Annotated in this window: 19 protein-coding genes; 11 read left to right on the forward strand and 8 right to left on the reverse strand. The window is 34.8% G+C overall.

Annotation, left to right across the window (positions count from 1 at the left end; translation table 11 throughout):
- Nucleotides 1-50: 50 nt before the first annotated feature.
- Entirely contained in the window at nt 51-956 is a 906-nt protein-coding gene (locus SB689_RS15310) for an AraC family transcriptional regulator (RefSeq protein WP_410692962.1), read from the forward strand.
- 200 nt (nt 957-1,156) lie between these two features.
- On the opposite strand, the gene SB689_RS15315 is transcribed toward SB689_RS15310, so the two are convergent.
- Nucleotides 1,157-1,711, reverse strand: coding sequence for a thioredoxin family protein (locus SB689_RS15315; RefSeq protein ID WP_066755218.1), 555 nt, complete (start codon nt 1,709-1,711; stop codon nt 1,157-1,159).
- A gap of 302 nt (nt 1,712-2,013) precedes the next feature.
- Between SB689_RS15315 and SB689_RS15320 the strand changes: the two genes are divergently transcribed.
- The 4 genes from SB689_RS15320 to SB689_RS15335 all read left to right on the forward strand — a co-directional run bounded on the left by SB689_RS15320 (nt 2,014) and on the right by SB689_RS15335 (nt 9,089).
- On the forward strand, nt 2,014-2,610 hold the full coding sequence (locus SB689_RS15320) for a TetR/AcrR family transcriptional regulator (protein WP_410692963.1): 597 nt from the start codon (nt 2,014-2,016) through the stop codon (nt 2,608-2,610).
- 364 nt (nt 2,611-2,974) lie between these two features.
- Nucleotides 2,975-4,135: an efflux RND transporter periplasmic adaptor subunit gene (locus tag SB689_RS15325; RefSeq protein ID WP_410692964.1), complete on the forward strand. Its 1,161-nt coding sequence runs from the start codon at nt 2,975-2,977 to the stop codon at nt 4,133-4,135.
- A gap of 45 nt (nt 4,136-4,180) precedes the next feature.
- Nucleotides 4,181-7,363: an efflux RND transporter permease subunit gene (locus tag SB689_RS15330; protein WP_410692965.1), complete on the forward strand. Its 3,183-nt coding sequence runs from the start codon at nt 4,181-4,183 to the stop codon at nt 7,361-7,363.
- A gap of 313 nt (nt 7,364-7,676) precedes the next feature.
- Nucleotides 7,677-9,089: an efflux transporter outer membrane subunit gene (locus SB689_RS15335; protein ID WP_410692966.1), complete on the forward strand. Its 1,413-nt coding sequence runs from the start codon at nt 7,677-7,679 to the stop codon at nt 9,087-9,089.
- Between the two features lie 356 nt (nt 9,090-9,445).
- On the opposite strand, the gene miaA is transcribed toward SB689_RS15335, so the two are convergent.
- Entirely contained in the window at nt 9,446-10,366 is a 921-nt protein-coding gene (gene miaA, locus SB689_RS15340; protein WP_410692967.1) for a tRNA (adenosine(37)-N6)-dimethylallyltransferase MiaA, read from the reverse strand.
- A 167-nt stretch (nt 10,367-10,533) separates the two neighbouring features.
- On the opposite strand from miaA, the gene SB689_RS15345 reads away from it, so the two are divergent.
- From SB689_RS15345 to SB689_RS15360, 4 genes are all read left to right on the forward strand, one after another.
- The gene (locus tag SB689_RS15345; protein WP_410692968.1) at nt 10,534-11,391 is read left to right on the forward strand and encodes a YicC/YloC family endoribonuclease; all 858 of its coding nucleotides are present in this window, start codon (nt 10,534-10,536) and stop codon (nt 11,389-11,391) included.
- Nucleotides 11,392-11,467: 76 nt separating this feature from the next.
- Nucleotides 11,468-12,040 (forward strand): guanylate kinase, encoded by a 573-nt coding sequence (gene gmk / locus SB689_RS15350; protein ID WP_410692969.1) that lies wholly within the window; start codon nt 11,468-11,470, stop codon nt 12,038-12,040.
- Between the two features lie 92 nt (nt 12,041-12,132).
- Complete coding sequence (gene nadA, locus SB689_RS15355) at nt 12,133-13,152, forward strand: quinolinate synthase NadA (protein ID WP_410692970.1); 1,020 nt, start codon at nt 12,133-12,135, stop codon at nt 13,150-13,152.
- Nucleotides 13,153-13,653, forward strand: coding sequence for a hypothetical protein (locus tag SB689_RS15360; RefSeq protein WP_410692971.1), 501 nt, complete (start codon nt 13,153-13,155; stop codon nt 13,651-13,653). It abuts the gene before it with no gap.
- A gap of 54 nt (nt 13,654-13,707) precedes the next feature.
- On the opposite strand, the gene SB689_RS15365 is transcribed toward SB689_RS15360, so the two are convergent.
- From SB689_RS15365 to SB689_RS15390, 6 genes are all read right to left on the reverse strand, one after another.
- Nucleotides 13,708-13,875: a bacteriocin-like protein gene (locus tag SB689_RS15365; RefSeq protein ID WP_157886014.1), complete on the reverse strand. Its 168-nt coding sequence runs from the start codon at nt 13,873-13,875 to the stop codon at nt 13,708-13,710.
- A 40-nt stretch (nt 13,876-13,915) separates the two neighbouring features.
- Nucleotides 13,916-14,107, reverse strand: a complete 192-nt coding sequence (locus SB689_RS15370) for a bacteriocin-like protein (RefSeq protein WP_410692972.1) — start codon at nt 14,105-14,107, stop codon at nt 13,916-13,918.
- A 62-nt stretch (nt 14,108-14,169) separates the two neighbouring features.
- Nucleotides 14,170-14,355 (reverse strand): bacteriocin-like protein, encoded by a 186-nt coding sequence (locus SB689_RS15375; RefSeq protein ID WP_410692973.1) that lies wholly within the window; start codon nt 14,353-14,355, stop codon nt 14,170-14,172.
- 54 nt (nt 14,356-14,409) lie between these two features.
- Nucleotides 14,410-14,631: a bacteriocin-like protein gene (locus SB689_RS15380; RefSeq protein ID WP_410692974.1), complete on the reverse strand. Its 222-nt coding sequence runs from the start codon at nt 14,629-14,631 to the stop codon at nt 14,410-14,412.
- 8 nt (nt 14,632-14,639) lie between these two features.
- Entirely contained in the window at nt 14,640-14,852 is a 213-nt protein-coding gene (locus tag SB689_RS15385) for a bacteriocin-like protein (RefSeq protein WP_410692975.1), read from the reverse strand.
- 81 nt (nt 14,853-14,933) lie between these two features.
- A complete protein-coding gene (locus SB689_RS15390) occupies nt 14,934-15,107 on the reverse strand; it encodes a hypothetical protein (protein ID WP_410692976.1) in 174 nt (57 codons plus the stop codon).
- Nucleotides 15,108-15,168: 61 nt separating this feature from the next.
- Between SB689_RS15390 and thrA the strand changes: the two genes are divergently transcribed.
- Both thrA and SB689_RS15400 read left to right on the forward strand, forming a co-directional pair.
- Nucleotides 15,169-17,616 carry a bifunctional aspartate kinase/homoserine dehydrogenase I gene (gene thrA, locus SB689_RS15395; protein WP_410693167.1) on the forward strand — a complete coding sequence of 816 codons (2,448 nt, stop codon included), beginning with the start codon at nt 15,169-15,171 and terminating at the stop codon, nt 17,614-17,616.
- Nucleotides 17,617-17,626: 10 nt separating this feature from the next.
- Nucleotides 17,627-18,553, forward strand: coding sequence for a homoserine kinase (locus tag SB689_RS15400; protein WP_410692977.1), 927 nt, complete (start codon nt 17,627-17,629; stop codon nt 18,551-18,553).
- Nucleotides 18,554-18,574 lie beyond the last annotated feature (21 nt).

Consider the following 18,574-nt stretch of genomic DNA (forward strand, 5'->3'; position numbering starts at 1 on the left):
AACTATATTAATATAATTATTATTTTAGTCGATAAAATACGATTAACTGAATGAAAGTTACATTTGAACGAGTGATCCCCGATGAAAAGAGCTCTTTTCGCACAATCCACAACAATTCACCTATTTCTGAATTCAAGTGGGAATACCATTATCATCCCGAAATTGAACTTGTGTGCGTGATTTCGGGGAACGGAACACGCCACGTTGGTTACCACAAAAGCAATTATACGAACGGCGATCTGGTATTAATTGGTTCTAATATTCCACACTCCGGATTTGGATTAAACTCTATTGATCCGCATGAAGAAATTGTTTTGCAGTTCAAGGAAGATATTTTGCAGTTTCCCCAGCAAGAAGTTGAAGCAAGATCTATTAAAAATCTGTTGGAGCTTTCAAAATATGGGATTCAATTTCATACTAAGGTCAAAAAAGCAATGCTTCCAAGGTTAAAATTAATGCTGGAATCTGAAGGTTACAAAAGATATTTATTGTTGCTTGAAATTCTTTTCGAGCTTTCAAAATGTGCGGATTATGAGCTTTTAAATAAAGAAATTATGCCTTACACGATTATTTCAAGAAATAAAACGCGTCTTGAGAATATTTTCACCTTTGTTGAACATAATTATGACAAGGAAATTAATATCGAAGATGTTGCAAAACTGGCGAATCTTACCCTTCCTGCTTTCTGTAATTTTTTCAAAAAAGCCACACAGATTACGTTTACAGAATTTGTAAACCGATATCGTATCAATAAGGCTTGCTTGCTGATGGCGCAGGATAAAAGTATTTCTGAATGTAGTTACAGTTGCGGTTTTAATAATGTGACTTATTTTAATAGAATGTTTAAAAAATACACCCAAAAAACGCCTTCTGAGTTTATTAAAAATTATTCTCCTAGTAAGGTGAATGTCGATTTGAAGATTGAAAATGAGGTTAAAATCAAAGCTAGTTTTTAAAACAAAATTGTGGATAACTCTGTGGATAACCGTGTTAATAACTTTTAAAGCAATAAAAACCAATATATTAAATTCAACGTAAAAGACATAATTACAATCAATTAGAAGATTATTTTCATGAAAAATAATTTGTGAACAATATTAAATAAAAAAGCTGTTCAAAATGAACAGCTTTCATATATTTTAAACAAAATGAAAAATTATTTCCATTTAATATTACAACCCATGCTCGGTCTTTGGATATCTTCCTGAGGTTCCCCTAATAAAAGATTTTCAAAAGCGATAATTAAATCTTCACCCGTAACATCTTTATTATTTCCAGGTCTTGAATCATCCATTTGTCCTCTGTAAATAAGGTCTAATTTCTCATCAAAGAAAAAGAAATCCGGTGTGCAAGCAGCTTCATATGCTTTTGCGATCGCTTGGCTTTCGTCATATAAATAAGGAAAATCAAAGTTCTTTTCGATTTGGAATTCGATCATTTTCTCTGGAGAATCATCCGGATATTTTTCTACGTTATTAGCGTTGATCGCGATGAATTCTATTCCTCTTTCGTTATAGTCTTCATATAATTCATTCAATTTATCGATTACGTGAAGAACGAACGGGCAATGGTTGCACATGAAGATCACCAATGTTCCTTTTTTACCTTTCAAATCATCTAATGATTGAATTTCATTACTTTTTGAAGGATTCGGAAGCTCAAAAAAAGGAGCTTTTGTTCCTAATGCGATCATATTTGAGGGAGTATTCATATCTTTTTTATTTAGGCACAAAGATAAAAATTTCTTTCATTATATAAGTAAAGAAGCTTTAAGCAGAAGGAAGAAGTTACATAATTTGAAAAACAATTATAATCCAATCGAATTAGGCTATTGATCCCATTACTTTTTACAATAATTTCAAAATCATGTATTTAAACTCCCATTATTACAACATTTAGCCTATTTATGAAAGTACTTCAAAACCATTCGCTAGTGTTAAATATAGAATAACATTTGGAAGTTATACTTAAAAGTTTGTAGTTTTGCTAACACTGTTAGTAAAATAAAAAATCATGGGCTTACATGAACGTCGTCAAAGAGAAAAAGAATCAATACGTGCCAATATTTTGGATGCGGCTTTTTCTTTGGCTAAAACGGAAGGTTGGGCCTCGCTTTCAATCCGTAAAATTGCAGACGCTATAGAATACAGTGCGCCAGTAGTTTACGATTACTTTGAAAACAAGGAAGCAATTCTGTTTGAAATTTCACTGAACGGTTTTCATTGTCTACACATAGAATTATTAAAGGCTCAGAAAAAGCACGATACTCCTGAAGAGCAGATTACAGCTATTGTTGATGCTTATTGGAAGTTTGCATTTAAAAATAAAGAATATTATCAGCTAATGTTTGGGTTGGGAATGCAATGCAGCGGAAAAGGTTTGATGAAAGAAGAATTTTCTTCGTTTCAGGATATGATCTACGATTGTACTTATGAAATCATCAAGAAAAAAGGTTCAAATCCTGATAATGCCTGTCACTCCTCTCACGCTTTATTTTCTGCGGTGCATGGTTTGATCTCTATTATGATGATGCGTAACGATGATATCCCTTCTACAATGAATAAAACAACATTAGACGAAACGGTTGCGGCTTTTGTTAAATCTTTGTAATTTTTTTTTGAACCAAAAATTAACACCGTTAGGAAAAGTAACACGGAATAATTAACATTATTCAATTTTTTTTAAACTAAAAAAGAAAAAACTTTAAAAATGAAGACTAATTTTATAGCATTACTTTATGTAATTTTCTTTCCTTATCATTAACACCGTTAGGAAAAATAACACTACACACATTATTTATACATTTAAAATCAACATTAAAAAAATTGTAATCATGTAAACAATAATTTACTCAATATTAAGAATTCTGTAATTTTTTTTGAACTAACCATTAACACTGTTAGGAAAAATAACGGAATTTAAATTAAAAACAATACTACTTAATCTAACACTTCATTAAAAATTTAAACTTAAAATGAAAACACTTGCAAAAACGAGGATTATCATACTAATTTCAAGTATTATCCTTTTACAGAATTGCACCAAGGCAGCCGAAGGATCAAACGCTGCTCCACCTGCACCAGAATTGCCAGTTTATACCGTAATCACATCTCCTGCAACAGTTTATCAGGAATTCCCGACAGCTTTAGAAGGAAAAAACAATGTAGAGATAAGATCTCAGGTTGACGGATATTTAGATAGAATTTATGTTGAGGAAGGTGCTTATGTAAAAGCCGGACAACCTTTATTTAAAATAGATTCAAGAGCTTACGGTGAGCAAATGAATATGGCTCAGGCTAATTTACAAGTTGCCAACGCAAACATTCAGAAAGCTAAAGTTGAGGTTGACAGACTTCAGCCTTTGGTAAGCGCAAAAGTAGTTTCTGATGTACAGATGAAAACTGCAAAAGCAAATTATGCCGCAGCTGTGGCAGCCGCAGCTCAGGCAAAAGCTTCTGTTGGTGGAGCCAGAATCAATGTAGGATTTACTACAATCACTGCGCCTGTTAGCGGATACATCGGAAGAATTCCTTACAAAAAAGGAAGCCTAATTTCAAGAACAGATCCAAGTCCATTGACTTTGTTATCTGATATCAGCGAAATTTACGCGTATTTCTCTTTAAGCGAACTGGATTTTATTGCTTTTCAAAATAAATATCCCGGAGCAACTTTAAACGAGAAGCTGAAAAACATGCCAATGGTAGACTTGGTCATCGCAGACAACAGCACATATCCTGAAAAAGGTAAAATGAGCATTGTTGACGGACAGTTTGACAAAAGTACAGGAGCAATCAGCGTTCGCGCCGTATTCCCGAATGCACACGGAACGTTGAGAACCGGAAATACGGGTAGAGTTCGTATGCCTCAATTATTCACAAGTACACTTGTTATTCCACAAGAAGCAACTTTTGAAATCCAGGACAAAACCTACGTTTATGTAGTTGGAAAGGATAAAAAAGTAACCGGAAAACCTGTAAAAATCTCTGGAAAAACAGATAGTTATTACTTCATTTCAGAAGGACTTGCTGTGGGAGATAAAATCGTATTTACAGGAATCGGAGCATTGAAAGACGGTGTTGCCATTCAGCCAAAAGTTATTTCTTCTGATAGCCTTTTGAGAGCAAAACCTTTGTAACAATCCTTTTCAAAAAAACAGAAGACTTAAAAAAATAAACTTCTTATGTTAAAACAATTTATAGAAAGACCGGTACTTTCAACGGTCATCTCCATCATACTCTTACTCTTGGGAGCGCTATCGGTTTTCAACCTTCCGATCACTCTGTTTCCGGATATTGCACCACCAAGCGTACAGGTGACGGCATTTTATCCGGGTGCGAATGCGGAAGTTGTAGCCCGTTCGGTTGCAGTTCCTATTGAAGAGGCAGTGAACGGTGTTGAGAATATGACTTACATGACGTCAAACTCAAGTAATGACGGTACAATGACTTTGAGCGTATTTTTCAAACAAGGTTCAGATGCAGATAATGCAGCCGTAAACGTTCAAAACCGTGTATCAAAAGCGATGAGCCAGCTTCCTCAGGAAGTTGTACAGGCGGGAATCTCGACACAGAAAGTTCAGAACAGTATGATTATGTTTATGGGACTTTCGAGTGATGATCCTAAACAATACGATGAGCTTTTCTTACAGAATTACCTTAAAATCAATGTAATTCCACAGATTCAGCGTATTCCGGGAGTTGCTCAGGCTCAAGTTTTCGGAACAAGAGATTATTCGATGAGAATTTGGTTGAAACCAGACAGATTAGCGGCTAATGGTCTTTCTCCACAGGAAGTTATGGCAGCCATTAAAGATCATAACCTTGAAGCTGCTCCGGGACGTCTTGGACAGGGAAGTAAGGAAACTTACGAATATATCCTTAAATATAAAGGTAAATTAAACAAAAACGAAGACTACGAAAATATTGCTATTAAAGCCAATAATGACGGTTCATTTTTAAGATTAAAAGATGTAGCAAGAGTAGAATTCGGTTCATATACATACACAGCAGCTAATAGAGTGGATGGTAAGCCTGTAGCGGGTTTTGCGATCCTCCAAACAGCAGGTTCCAATGCGAACGAGATCTTAACAGAAATCGAAAAACAGGTTGATCAGTTTTCAACAACGCTTCCAAAAGGAGTAAAACCGATCATCATGTATAACTCTAAAGACTTCCTGGATGCATCAATTCATCAGGTGGTAGAAACTTTAGTGATTGCATTTGTCCTGGTATTTATTGTAGTATTTATTTTCCTTCAGGATTTCAGATCTACATTAATTCCTGCTATTGCGGTTCCGGTAGCGATTATCGGTACATTCTTCTTCCTTCAGCTATTTGGTTTCAGTATCAATATGTTGACATTGTTCGCATTAGTACTCGCCATCGGAATTGTGGTGGATGACGCGATTGTCGTCGTCGAAGCCGTCCATTCCAAGATGGAACACACAGGAATGCCTGTAGAACAAGCTACGACAAGCTCAATGAGTGAAATTTCCGGGGCGATCATTTCCATTACATTGGTGATGTGTGCCGTGTTTATTCCGGTTGGTTTCATGCAGGGTCCTGCGGGAGTTTTCTACAGACAGTTTGCCTTTACATTGGTAATTGCGATCATGATTTCAGCGGTAAACGCTTTAACATTAAGCCCTGCTCTTTGTGCATTATTATTAAATGATCCTCAGGGAGAACACGGAGATCACGGTCATAAAAAAGGTTTTGGTGCGAAGTTTTTCAACGCATTCAATGTTGCCTTTAATAATATGACTAAAAAATATATTTACAGTCTTAAATTTTTAATTAAAAACAAATGGGTGGGTATCGCTGGTTTAGCTTTAATCACAGGAGCAAGTGTTTTCTTAATTAAAAAAGCTCCGTCAGGATTTATTCCTACAGAGGATCAAGGTTTCGTTTTATATGCGGTAAATACGCCTCCGGGAAGTTCATTGGAAAGAACACACAGAGCAACAGAACAAATCGATAAGATTGTAAATGGTGAAAAAGCAACCAATCACCTTTGGGTAGCCGATGGTCTGAACTTCATCAGTAATGCCAACGCGTCTCCATATTCTGCAGGTTTTATTAAACTTAAAGATTATGACAAACGTGGCGACATGAAAGATCCTGATCAAATTGCAGCTGCATTAACAGGAAAAGTAGCACAAGTGAAAGATGCCAGCGCATTCTTCTTCAACTTTCCTACGGTACAAGGTTTTGGTAACGTTTCAGGTTTTGAATTTATGCTTCAGGATAAAACCAGCGGTTCTTTTGAGCAATTGGGAACAACAACTCAAGCATTTATCGGAGAATTAATGAAACGTCCTGAAATTGCATTTGCTTTTACAACGTATGCAGCAGGAAACCCGCAATATACAATTGATGTAGATTCAGATAAAGCAAATCAGTTGGGAGTTTCTGTGACAGAATTGATGCAGACGATGCAGATCTATTACGGAAGTAGCTTCGTTTCGGATTTCAACAGATTCGGAAAATACTACAGAGTAATGGCTCAGGCAGATGTTCCTTACCGTACGGATGCGAATTCTCTGGAAGGGATTTATGTTAAAAATAAGACAGGCGAAATGGTTCCCGTAAAGACTTTAGTGACTTTAAAAAGAACTTTCGGACCTGAAACAGTGACAAGAAACAACTTATTCAACGCCGTGACAATTAACGGAACTCCGAAACCTGGTTACAGTACCGGAGATGCGATTAAAGCGGTAGAAGAAGTTGCTCAAAAATCACTTCCTAGAGGTTACGGTTACGAGTGGACAGGTATCACCCGTGAAGAGATCAAAACAAGCGGACAAACAGCTTTTGTTTTCATGTTGAGTATCTTATTTGTGTATTTCTTACTGGCAGCTCAGTATGAAAGTTATATTCTTCCGTTTGCCGTTATTTTAACGATTCCTACAGGAGTTTTCGGGGTATTTGCTTTCACAGGACTGGCTGGAATTGATAATAATATTTACGTTCAGGTTGGATTAATCATGCTCGTCGGATTATTAGCGAAGAACGCCATTTTGATTGTAGAATTTGCCGTACAAAGAAGAAAAGCAGGAAAAACATTAATTGAATCCGCACTTCAGGCTTCAAGATTACGTTTAAGACCAATTTTGATGACCTCATTTGCCTTCATCATCGGTATGCTTCCGTTGGTTTGGTCACAAGGTGCGGCTGCAAAAGGTAACCACTCTATCGGTATCAGTACAGTTGGAGGAATGTTTACAGGAGTTGTATTCGGGATTTTCATCATTCCGGTGATGTATGTGATCTTCCAATATTTACATGAAAAAATGCCAAGCAGAAAACAAAAAAGACTGTTAAAACAAAAACAACAGGAAGAACTTTTAGCAACTGCTCATTAATAAAAAATGAATTACAAACTTTGAGAGATTTGGCTTAACCACAAACAACACAAATATTTTCACAAATAAACACAATCATCTGTGAAAATCTGTGGTCAAAACAAAAAATAGAGAAGCAACTATTCAAACTAATATTATAAAAGCAAAGTATTTTCTCCTACTAAAGACATCTTTGTTTTAAAATAAAAACTCTCAAAGTTTTGTATTCAATTAAAAGTTTAAAAACTATGAAATCGCCATCACTTGGAAACGAAAAATTTCAATAAAATCCAGCGATTACATATGACCTTTTAATAAAAATAAATATCTCCATATGAAAAGAATAAAGAATATTTTTCTCACATTTATATTAGCTATTGGCTCGGTTTCATGTGTCTCCAAATTGGCATATACAGAACCGGAGCTTGAGCTTCCAGAGAAATTCCAATACACGGCAACCGCAGACACAGCAAGTGTTGCCAATCTAGAATGGAAACAATTTTTCAGCGACCCAATTTTACAGGGTTTAATTGAAAAAGGAATTACCCATAATTATGACCTTCAGATCGCTTTAAAACAAGTTGCTTCTTCACAGGAGAGATTGAAACAGGCAAAATATCTTCAATATCCTGATGTTGGTTTCGGAGTTTCAGCACAGATTTCAAAACCGTCAAAAAACAGCATGAATGGACAAAGCTTAAATTTATTTTTAGGTCAAAGCCATGTTGAAGATTACAATGCAGCCTTTAATTTATCTTGGGAAGCTGATATTTGGGGGAAAATTAAAAATCAACAAGAGGTTTCGAGAATGCAGTATTTGCAAACTTACGAAGCTACAAAAGCAATTCAGACACAGGTTGTTGCGGCGATTGCTCAAGGATATTATAACTTGCTGATGCTTGACAAACAAATGAATATTGCAAAATCTAATTTAGAATTAAGCAATAACACCTTGTCTATCACAGAAAAAATGTGGCAAAGTGGCGACACCACTTCTTTGGGTGTTCAGCAGGCAACTGCTCAAAAGCAATCTACGGAACTTTTGATCACTCAATTGGAGCAAAATATTGCCATTCAGGAAAATGCATTGAGCATTTTGGTGGGTGAAAATCCAAATAAAGTGAACAGAACCATCGAAATGTCCGACACTTCTTTACCTCAAAATATTTCTACAGGACTTCCTGCAGCAATGGTAAGCCGTCGTCCGGATGTTCGTCAGCAGGAATTGGTGTTGTTGGAATCAAATTCAATGGTCGGAATTGCTCAGGCAAATATGTATCCGGCATTGAAAATCACAGCAAACGGTGGCGTAAATTCATTTAAAATTGATAACTGGTTTCAGATTCCGGCTTCATTGTTCGGGTCTGTTTTAGGAGGATTAACTCAGCCTATTTTCCAGAAAAGACAATTGAAAACCGATTTAAATGTTGCTAAAATTCAGAGAGAGAAAAACGTGTTAGCGTTCCGTCAATCTGTTTTGAATGCAGTAGGTGAAGTTTCTGACGCATTAGTTTCAAACGAAAGCTTAAAAGTTCAGGAACAAAAAGCAACCGAACAAGTTGCAACGTTGAAAAACGGAATTAAAAGTGCCGAAATGCTTTACAAAGGCGGAATGGCAAATTACCTGGAAGTAATTACAGCTCAGGGAAATTCTTTACAAGCTGAACTGAATCTTGCGTCCGTAAAAAGACAGAGATTAAGCAGTATTGTAGATTTATACCGAGCTCTAGGTGGCGGTTGGAAGTAGTCAATTAAATTAATATTGTTTGAAGTGCGGTTTTTCGGAATCGCACTTTTTTGTTTTAAATTGAGCTGCCTATTTGCCGTTCGCACTGTCATTCAGAGCGAAACGCAGTGTAGCGTGGAATCTAAGCTATATTTGTAAAGATTCTTCCTTCGTCAGAATGACAATGAACCATTAAGATTGAATTTATTTTTAAACGCAAAGGTTTAATATAAAAGAATAATAATTTTAAGGTGCAAAGAAAAGCGACAAAGTCGCTGATGAAGATAGCTTCGTAAGAATCAATTTTATTGATTCAATTCTTTGCTCCTTTAAATATTCAGAATTAAAAATAAATCTTTGCGTCAAAAAAATTTAAATTACTTTGAAGTCTGCTCATTAATATATTCAATCAAGCCATCAAAATCCTCCTGAGAATAACCCAATTGCAAATAATGAATATCATCTGCTTTTCTATACCAAGTCAGTTGACGTTTCGAATATCTTCTGCTGTTTTTCTTGATTTCAGAAACTGCAAAATCCAATTCCCACTCTCCATCAAAATATTTGAATAATTCTGCATATCCAACAGTATTTAAAGCAGTCAATCCTTTAAATTTTTCTAAACCTCTAGCTTCCTCCAACAAGCCTTTCTCCATCATCATATCCACTCTCCTATTGATTCTGTCATACAGTTCTTCTCGGGGCGCTTCAATTCCGATTCTGATCACATTAAAATCTCGGGCATCTTGTGAAACAGCAATTAATTCAGAATATTTTGTATTGGTCTGCCATATAACATCAATAGATCGGAAAAGTCTTCGGTGATTATGAAAATCTACCACTGCAAAATACTCAGGATCGAGTTCTTTCAGGATTTCCTGCAATTTTTCGATTCCATCATTATCTAAAATCTCCTGAAGTTTTCTTTGGTTTTCTTCATTAGCTTCTGGTAAATCATTTAATCCTTCAATCACCGCTTTTTCATACATCATGCTTCCGCCAACTAAAATAACAGTATCATATTTTTTGAAAAGTTCGTTGAGTTTTTTTAAGGCATCTTCCTCATATTGTCCGATAGAATAATATTCCTCAACAGAAAGATTTCCAATAAAATGATGAGGTGCTTCCGCCAACTCTTCCTGCGATGGTGAAGCGGTACCAATCTTCATTTCTTTAAAAAACTGGCGCGAGTCACAAGAAATAATTTCTGTGCTAAAATGGTTAGCCAAATCAATTGCCAATCTCGTTTTTCCAATTCCGGTAGGGCCTACAACAGAAATTAAATTTTTATTTTTCACAGCGCTAATTTACGAAAATGTTAATTGCCCGAAGATGGAAGTTTGAGGTTGGAAGTTTAAAATCTTTCGACTTCTTGCATCCAACTTCCTGCATCCAACTTCCAGCCCGTTCGACTTTAGTCGAACTATAGACTTAAATGTTTATCTTTGTACGACAATAAAAAACTATGATTTTATCAATGACCGGTTTCGGTAGAGCCGAAGATGTTTTTGAAGGAAAAAAAATAACCGTAGATGTTAAATCACTGAACAGCAAAAGCTTTGATTTAAATATAAAAATACCGTTACGCTATAAAGAGAAAGAATTCGAGATCAGAAAAATTCTTAACGATAGAATTATCCGTGGAAAAGTGGATTGCTATATCAATATAGAAAATCTTGAAGAATCCAATGATGTGAAAATCAATAAAAAACTGATTGATTCTTACATGAATGAGCTTCGAAATATTGCTTCTGATGCTCCTGAATTTGAGTACCTTAAAATGGCGGTAAGACTTCCTGATGCAATTACCTCAAGACCAGACGAATTAACGGATGGTGAATGGGAATCTTTAGCTAAAATTGTTAATAATGCTGTTGACAAATTTGAAGATTTCAGAAAGACAGAAGGGAAAACATTGCATCTGGAACTTGAGAAAAATATTAAAAATATCGACAAATATTTATCTGAAGTCATTCCTTTTGAAGAGGTGAGAATCCAGAGTGTAAAAGAGCGTTACCAAAAATCTTTAAAAGAATTTGAAAACGTTGATGAAACTCGTTTCTATCAGGAAATGGCTTATTTCACAGAGAAATTAGATATTGCTGAGGAAAAAGTAAGATTAACTCAACACTTAAAATATTACCAGGAAGTAATGGATAATGAAGATTTCAACGGAAAGAAATTAGGTTTTATTTCCCAGGAGATCGGAAGAGAGATCAATACATTAGGTTCAAAAGCCAATCACGCTGAGATCCAAAAATTGGTCGTGATGATGAAAGATGATTTGGAAAAAATTAAAGAACAAACGTTAAACGTATTATAATTAGTTGATTGTTTTTGGTTGATTGTTGTGTGTTTTATCCGTAATAATCAACTAAAATTCATCAGCCAACAACCATATGAATAAAGTTATCATATTTTCAGCGCCGTCAGGAAGCGGAAAAACTACATTAGTAAAGCATTCTTTGGAGATATTTAATGAACTCCAGTTTTCAATCTCTTGCACGACAAGACAGCCGAGAGGAAGCGAAATTCATGCAGTGGATTATCATTTTTTAAGTCCTGATGAATTCAGACAGAAAATTTCGGAAGATGCTTTTGTAGAATTTGAAGAAGTGTATACTGATAAATATTACGGTACTTTAAAATCTGAAGTTGAAAAGATCTGGAATCAGGGGAAAGTAGTGATTTTTGATGTTGATGTAAAAGGCGGAATTTCTTTAAAAAAATATTTTGGAGAAAAAGCCTTATCTATTTTCATTGAACCACCTTCCATTGAAGAATTGGAACGAAGATTGATTTCCAGAAACACAGATGATGCAGAAACCATCAAAACCCGCGTAGAAAAGGCAGAAGAAGAAATGTCTTACGCAAAAGAATTTGATAAAATCGTGATCAATAACGATTTGGATATTGCAAAAGAAGAAATAGAAAGTTTAATAAAAAATTTTGTAGGAGAAACTAGAAATTAGAAGCTAGAAGTTAGTTTTTGAAACGTAAAAATTTTAACTAACAACTAATTTCTAAACTCTAACTTCTACAATCAAAAAACATTGAGGTTGATATGAGTACCGAAACATTAGAAAAAGCTAAATCTGCGATTCCGGTAAGAGGATTTTTGGATATAAAAGATTTGGTAATTCCTCAAGGAGAAGAATTGGTGAAAGCCATTCTTAAATTGAAAGAAGAAAAAAATGCGGTTATTTTAGCGCATTATTACCAACCTGGAGAGATTCAGGATATTGCCGATTTCTTGGGAGATTCTCTGCAATTGGCAAGACAGGCAAAAGATACCAATGCTGATATGATTGTATTCTGCGGAGTACATTTCATGGCAGAAGCGGCGAAGATCTTGAACCCAACTAAAAAAGTAGTTCTTCCAGATACCATGGCGGGATGCTCTTTGGCAGACGGATGTTCAGGAGAAGGTTTGAGAAAAATGCGTGAGCAGCATCCTAATGCACTGATCGCAACTTACATCAACTGTAACGCTGAAACAAAAGCAGAAAGTGATATTATTGTAACAAGCTCAAACGCTGAAACTGTGATTGAAGCGTTGCCAAAAGACCGACCGATTATTTTCGCTCCGGATAAAAACTTAGGAAGATATTTATCTAAAAAAACGGGACGCGATATGATTCTTTGGGATGGAAGCTGCATCGTTCACGAAGCCTTTTCTATGGAAAGAATTGCGCAACAATTAGCAGATCATCCGAATGCTAAAATGATTGCACATCCGGAAAGTGAAGAAGCAGTATTGAAACTGGCTCATTTTATCGGTTCTACTTCTGCTTTGTTAGATTATGTGGAAAAAGACGATTGTCAGACGTTCATCATTGCTACTGAAGAAGGAATTCTTCACGAAATGAGAAAACGCGCACCTCATAAAGAATTGATTCCTGCTTTGGTTTTTGACGAAAGCTGTAACTGCTCAGAATGTTTCTATATGAAACGTAATACAATGGAAAAGTTGTACTTATGTATGAAATATGAACTTCCTGAGATCCTTATTGACGAAGAACTTCGTTTGAGAGCATTGAAGCCAATTGAGGCGATGCTTGATCTTTCGAAAAGTATAAAATAAATGAAAAAAGTATTTTCAATTATATTTTTATGTATCATTATTTTTGGTTTTTCGCAAAATCAAAAACAAACCGTTATTAAACAAGCTAATGACATGAGGAAATACTTCATGGAAAAAAATTATGACGCTTTTAGTAATTACGTTTATGACGGAGTAATAAAAATGTATGGAAATAAAAAGAAAATGATTGATGCTTCTGTGGACGCTATAAATCAGATGGAAAAAGCGGGATATACTTTTAAAGATGTTACTTTTTCTGAGGTCTCAGATATTATAAATAATAAAGCTGAATTACAAACTGTAGTTCATCAAAAAATAGAAATGGAAACTCCAAAAGGTAAAATTTTAGGAGACTATTACTTAATAGGTATTTCTAAAGATAATGGAAAGCTCTGGAAATTTATTGATACTGCAGGAAAAAACATTTCAGAGATGATAAAATATTTTCCGAACTTAAGTTCTAAGTTAAATCTTCCAAAGAAAAAAATTACTTCTCAATAGTTAAAAAGTAATTAAAAATCAAAAGCACTGTGTTTTACAGTGCTTTTTTCTTTATTATACCATAGGTGCATAACAAGTTCCTCCTGGCTTTCTCCAACAACCCCATCCTCCCGCACGGAAGCATACATATGCTTCTCCTCCACAGGCATCTATCTGAACCTGTGTAAAACCTCCTTGGATTTTCGTCTGTTCTGTTCTTGAAAGTTTTTTTAGATTTTTCATAACTTATTTGAATTTGGATATTATTTTCTTCCTTCTTTAATTATGGATTAATATCTGGACAGCTATCCATATTCGTCGGATCATAAAAATAAAGACAAACTCTACGCCCACCTCTAAAGTCTGTACATATTGCACAGCCTGTAGGTCCGCAATCCAGATCTACATTACATTCCGTTAAGCCTCCTGTAATTGCTCTTAAATTTTTTCTGTTTAATTTTTTTAGATTTTTCATGGTAATTTAATTTTGTTGTTTTTAAAATATAAAATAATGTTTTAACAGTACTTTTTAAGTTGTTATTGAGGAAAACAATCCATACTTACCAACACTTTTGACTTACAACATGACGGCAAAGCATCAAAAGCTTCACATGATCTTGGAAGCCCAGGCCCGTAAGGTCCTGGAGGGCAAACATAATTACAAGTTGCACCACCGTTAATTGATCTCAAATTTTCTCTGTTAATTTTTTTTAGATTTTTCATAATATCTTGATTTAGTTTAGTTTAAAATATAAATTTCAGTTTTTAAAACTTTTTTTAGATCGCAGAGATTTGAACAAAACAATCTACACTCACCATCACACACATTTTACAGGTCTCGGATAGCCCAAAATAGGCTTCACAAGAAGCACTAGAGGTATCAGGCCATCCTCCTCCAGGGCCAAAAACAAGATGACTAGGACATCCTTCACAACGCGAAACTCCTGCTCCGTTAATCTGTCCTAAATTCTTTCTGTTTAATTTTCTTAAGTTTTTCATGGTATTATTTATTTTAATATTGGAACTAGTTCAAAACACTCCATGTTAACAAGAACACATTTTCTGCAAGTCTCTGGAAGTCCCCAATACGCTTCACAAGAATGAGTATCATTTGGTCCAAAGGCACCTGTCGGACAACCGTTACAATGTGTAATTGGCGGTACTCCTGCTCCATTAATTTGTTCTAAATTTCTTCTGTTTAATCTTTTTAGGTTTTTCATAATAATTTGATTTAGTTTAGCTTATAAATTTAATAAATATTTTCAATAAATCACATTATGTTGAAAAATAATCTTTTTCCTTTACATTTTGATATTTAAAAATAATTTGTACATTTGTTTTACAACAATGAAATTTACAAGAAACATATCTGATATTTCTACTCCGAAGTTTTCTACTTCTGAAGTATCTTCTGTTTCTACGACTACAACTACTACCCCATAACGGGGTACATTTTCACATATTATCACCGGCACCCGTGCTCTTTTTTTTAAAGAGTGAAAAATTTTATTGTCAATCATTCAAAATCAAAAAATGATGAAAGTCCTCAAATTCGGCGGAACATCTGTAGCCAATTCAGAAAATATTCTGAAAGTAGAAAATATCATTAAAAAAGAATCTTCAAAGAAAATAGTTGTTGTCGTTTCAGCGTTGCATGATGTAACTGACATGTTAATAAAAGCAGCAGAACAGGCATCAAGTAATGATGACAGCTATCTCTCAATCATCAAAATAATTGAAGAAAAACATTTAAATCTTGTAAAAGAACTTATCCCCATTTTAGAACAAAGTGCGTGGCTAAGCTTTGTAAAAAAACATTTTAATGACATTGAAGATCTTTGCAACGGAATATTTGTTTTAGGTGAATTTACAGGTCGAACCAAAGATAAAATTACCTCTTACGGAGAATTTTTATCATCAAATATTATTGCTGCAAGATTTAAATTTGAAAAATTAGACGCTGTCTGGATGAATTCTGCGGATCATATTATCACAAATAGCAATTTCATCAATGCAAAAGTTGATTTTGAAGCCTCTGAAAAAAATTTAATTAAATATTTTAAAGAAAACCAGCATCAAATTACTGTAGTTCCCGGGTTTATTGCTAAAGATCACAACGGAAATATGACAACATTAGGAAGAGGCGGATCAGATTATACAGCATCTATATTTGCGTCATTACTCAATACAGAAGAACTCCAAATATGGACTGACGTAAGCGGAATGATGACCGCAGATCCCAAACTTTCTCCCAACGCGAAACCTATTCCGGAAATATCTTATCAGGAAGCGATGGAACTTTCTCATTTTGGAGCAAAAGTTCTTTATCCGCCAACAATTCAGCCAGTTATGGTGAGAAATATTGATTTAAGGATTAAAAATACTTTTGATCCCGAAGCTTTAGGAACTTTAATATCTCATAATATTAAAATTTCAGAAGGTGAAGAACAGCAAGTCGCAGTCGGAATTTCAAATATGAGCAACATTGCCCTACTTACTTTAGAAGGCAGCGGAATGGTTGGAATTCCCGGTATTTCGGCAAAATTGTTTCAATGTCTTAGTCATGAAAAAATAAATGTAATATTGATTACTCAAAGTTCTTCGGAACATTCAATTACGATTGCGATCAATGAAAAAGATACTTTTAATGCAGAAAATGCCATCAATTTTTCTTTTGAGGATGATTTAAAATTAAAAAGAATATCTCCTGTAAAAATAGAATCCGAACTTTCAATTGTCGCTCTGGTTGGAGAAAATATGAAAAATAGAAGCGGTGTAAGTGCCAAAATGTTCGGTTGTTTAGGTAATAACGGAATCAATATCAGAGCTATTGCTCAAGGTTCTTCAGAGCGAAATATCAGCATTGTAATCTCAGAAAAAGATATTAAAAAAGCCGTAAATGTTCTTCATGAAGAATTTTTTGAATCAGAAATAAAACAGGTTCATCTTTATATTTGTGGAAATGGAAATGTTGGTTCAAAACTGATTCAGCAGATTTATGATCAGAATAAATATTTGCAGGAAAATCTTTTAATTAATTTAAGAATTGCAGGAATTTCCAACAGTCGTAAAATGGCATTTTCCGATCAGGGAATTTCACAAAATGATTTGAATGAAAAACTAGAAAACGGCGAACCAGCTTCTATCAAAAAATTTGCAGAAGAAATTATTTCAAGAAACCTTAGAAACTCTGTTTTTGTAGATGTAACTGCCAACGCAGAAGTTCCCGAAATTTATGAAACTGTATTAAAAAGAAGCATAAATATTGTCGCCTGCAACAAAATTGCCGCTTCCTCTGATTTTGAAAAATATAAATCATTAAAAAATATTGCTAAAAACCACAGTTGCAAATTTTTCTTTGAAACCAATGTAGGAGCAGGTCTTCCCATTATCGGAACCATTAATGATCTGATAAGAAGCGGTGATCAAATCACTTCGATTCAAGCTGTATTGAGTGGAACATTAAATTTTGTTTTCAACAATTATGACGGAAACAAAACGTTTTCTGAGATCGTAGCCGAAGCACAAAAACAAGGTTTTACAGAACCAGATCCAAGACTTGATTTGGCAGGAACAGATGTTGCACGTAAAATTTTAATTCTGGCGAGAGAAGCTGGATATCCGCTTCAGTTTGATGAAATAGAAAATATACAATTTCTTCCTGAGGATTGTATGAACGGAAGTGTTGACGATTTTTATAGCATGATGGTTCAATATGAAGATCATTTTAAAAACATATTAGACAAAGCTAAAAAAGATGGCAAAATTTTAAAATATGTTGCCGAATTTAAAGATGGAAAAGCCAAAGTCGGACTACAGCACATCGCACCAGAAAGTGACCTATTTCACCTTTATGGCAAAGACAATATTGTCATTCTAAAAACTTTACGATATTCTGAACAGCCATTAGTCGTAAAAGGCGCAGGTGCAGGCGCGGAAGTAACAGCAAGCGGGGTTTTTTCAGATATCGTTCGCTCAATTTAAATAATAAAATATGAAAAAGATAAAAATAAGAGTTCCCGCAACAGTCGCCAATTTGGTTTGTGGTTTCGATATTTTGGGAATGGCGATCAACCAGCCTTATGATGAAATGGAGTTTAAATTACTAGAAACTCCTGACATTATCATAAAACACACCGATAATTTTGGGCTTCCTGAAAAAACGGAAGAAAATGTTGCTGGAGTTGTTCTTTTAAAAATTCAGGAACATTTGAATTTAAAAATTGGCTTTGAAGTGATTATTCATAAAAATATAAAACCGGGAAGCGGGCTCGGCTCCAGTGCGGCTAGCGCCGCCGGAGCTGTCTTTGGAGTCAATGCTTTATTAGAAAATATTTTATCGCAAAACGAAATGATCCATTTTGCGATGTTTGGAGAAGAATTGGCTTCCGGAGTAAGACATGCAGATAATATTTCACCTTGTCTTTTGGGCGGAATAACATTAGTGAAATCAACTGATCCAATTGATATTATTCCGTTACGTTGTCCCGATTTATTTGTCGCAGCTGTACATCCGCAGGTTGAAGTAAAAACCTCCGATGCAAGACAAATTTTAAAGAAAAATATTTTACTGAAAGACGCTGTACAACAATGGGGAAATATCGCAGGATTGGTGGCTGGAATTGAAAAAAATGATCATGCTTTGATTGGAAGAAGCCTCAACGATGTCATTATAGAGCCTGTAAGAAGTATCTTGATTCCGAAATTTGATGAAGTTAAAGCTAAAAGTTTACAATTGGGAGCTTTAGGCGGGGGAATTTCAGGTTCTGGTCCCTCAATTTTTATGTTGACAGAAAAGGAAGAAACCGCACAGAAAATTGCTGAAATAATGAAATCTATTTATGATGAAATTGATATAGAAAGTTTTGTGTATGTTTCAAAAATCAATCCGGCAGGAGTTGAAATCATTAATGAAGATTAGAATTAATCAATTAAAACCAAG

The sequence above is a fragment of the Chryseobacterium sp. SIMBA_038 genome (genome assembly GCF_046535115.1).
Lineage (GTDB): Bacteria > Bacteroidota > Bacteroidia > Flavobacteriales > Weeksellaceae > Chryseobacterium.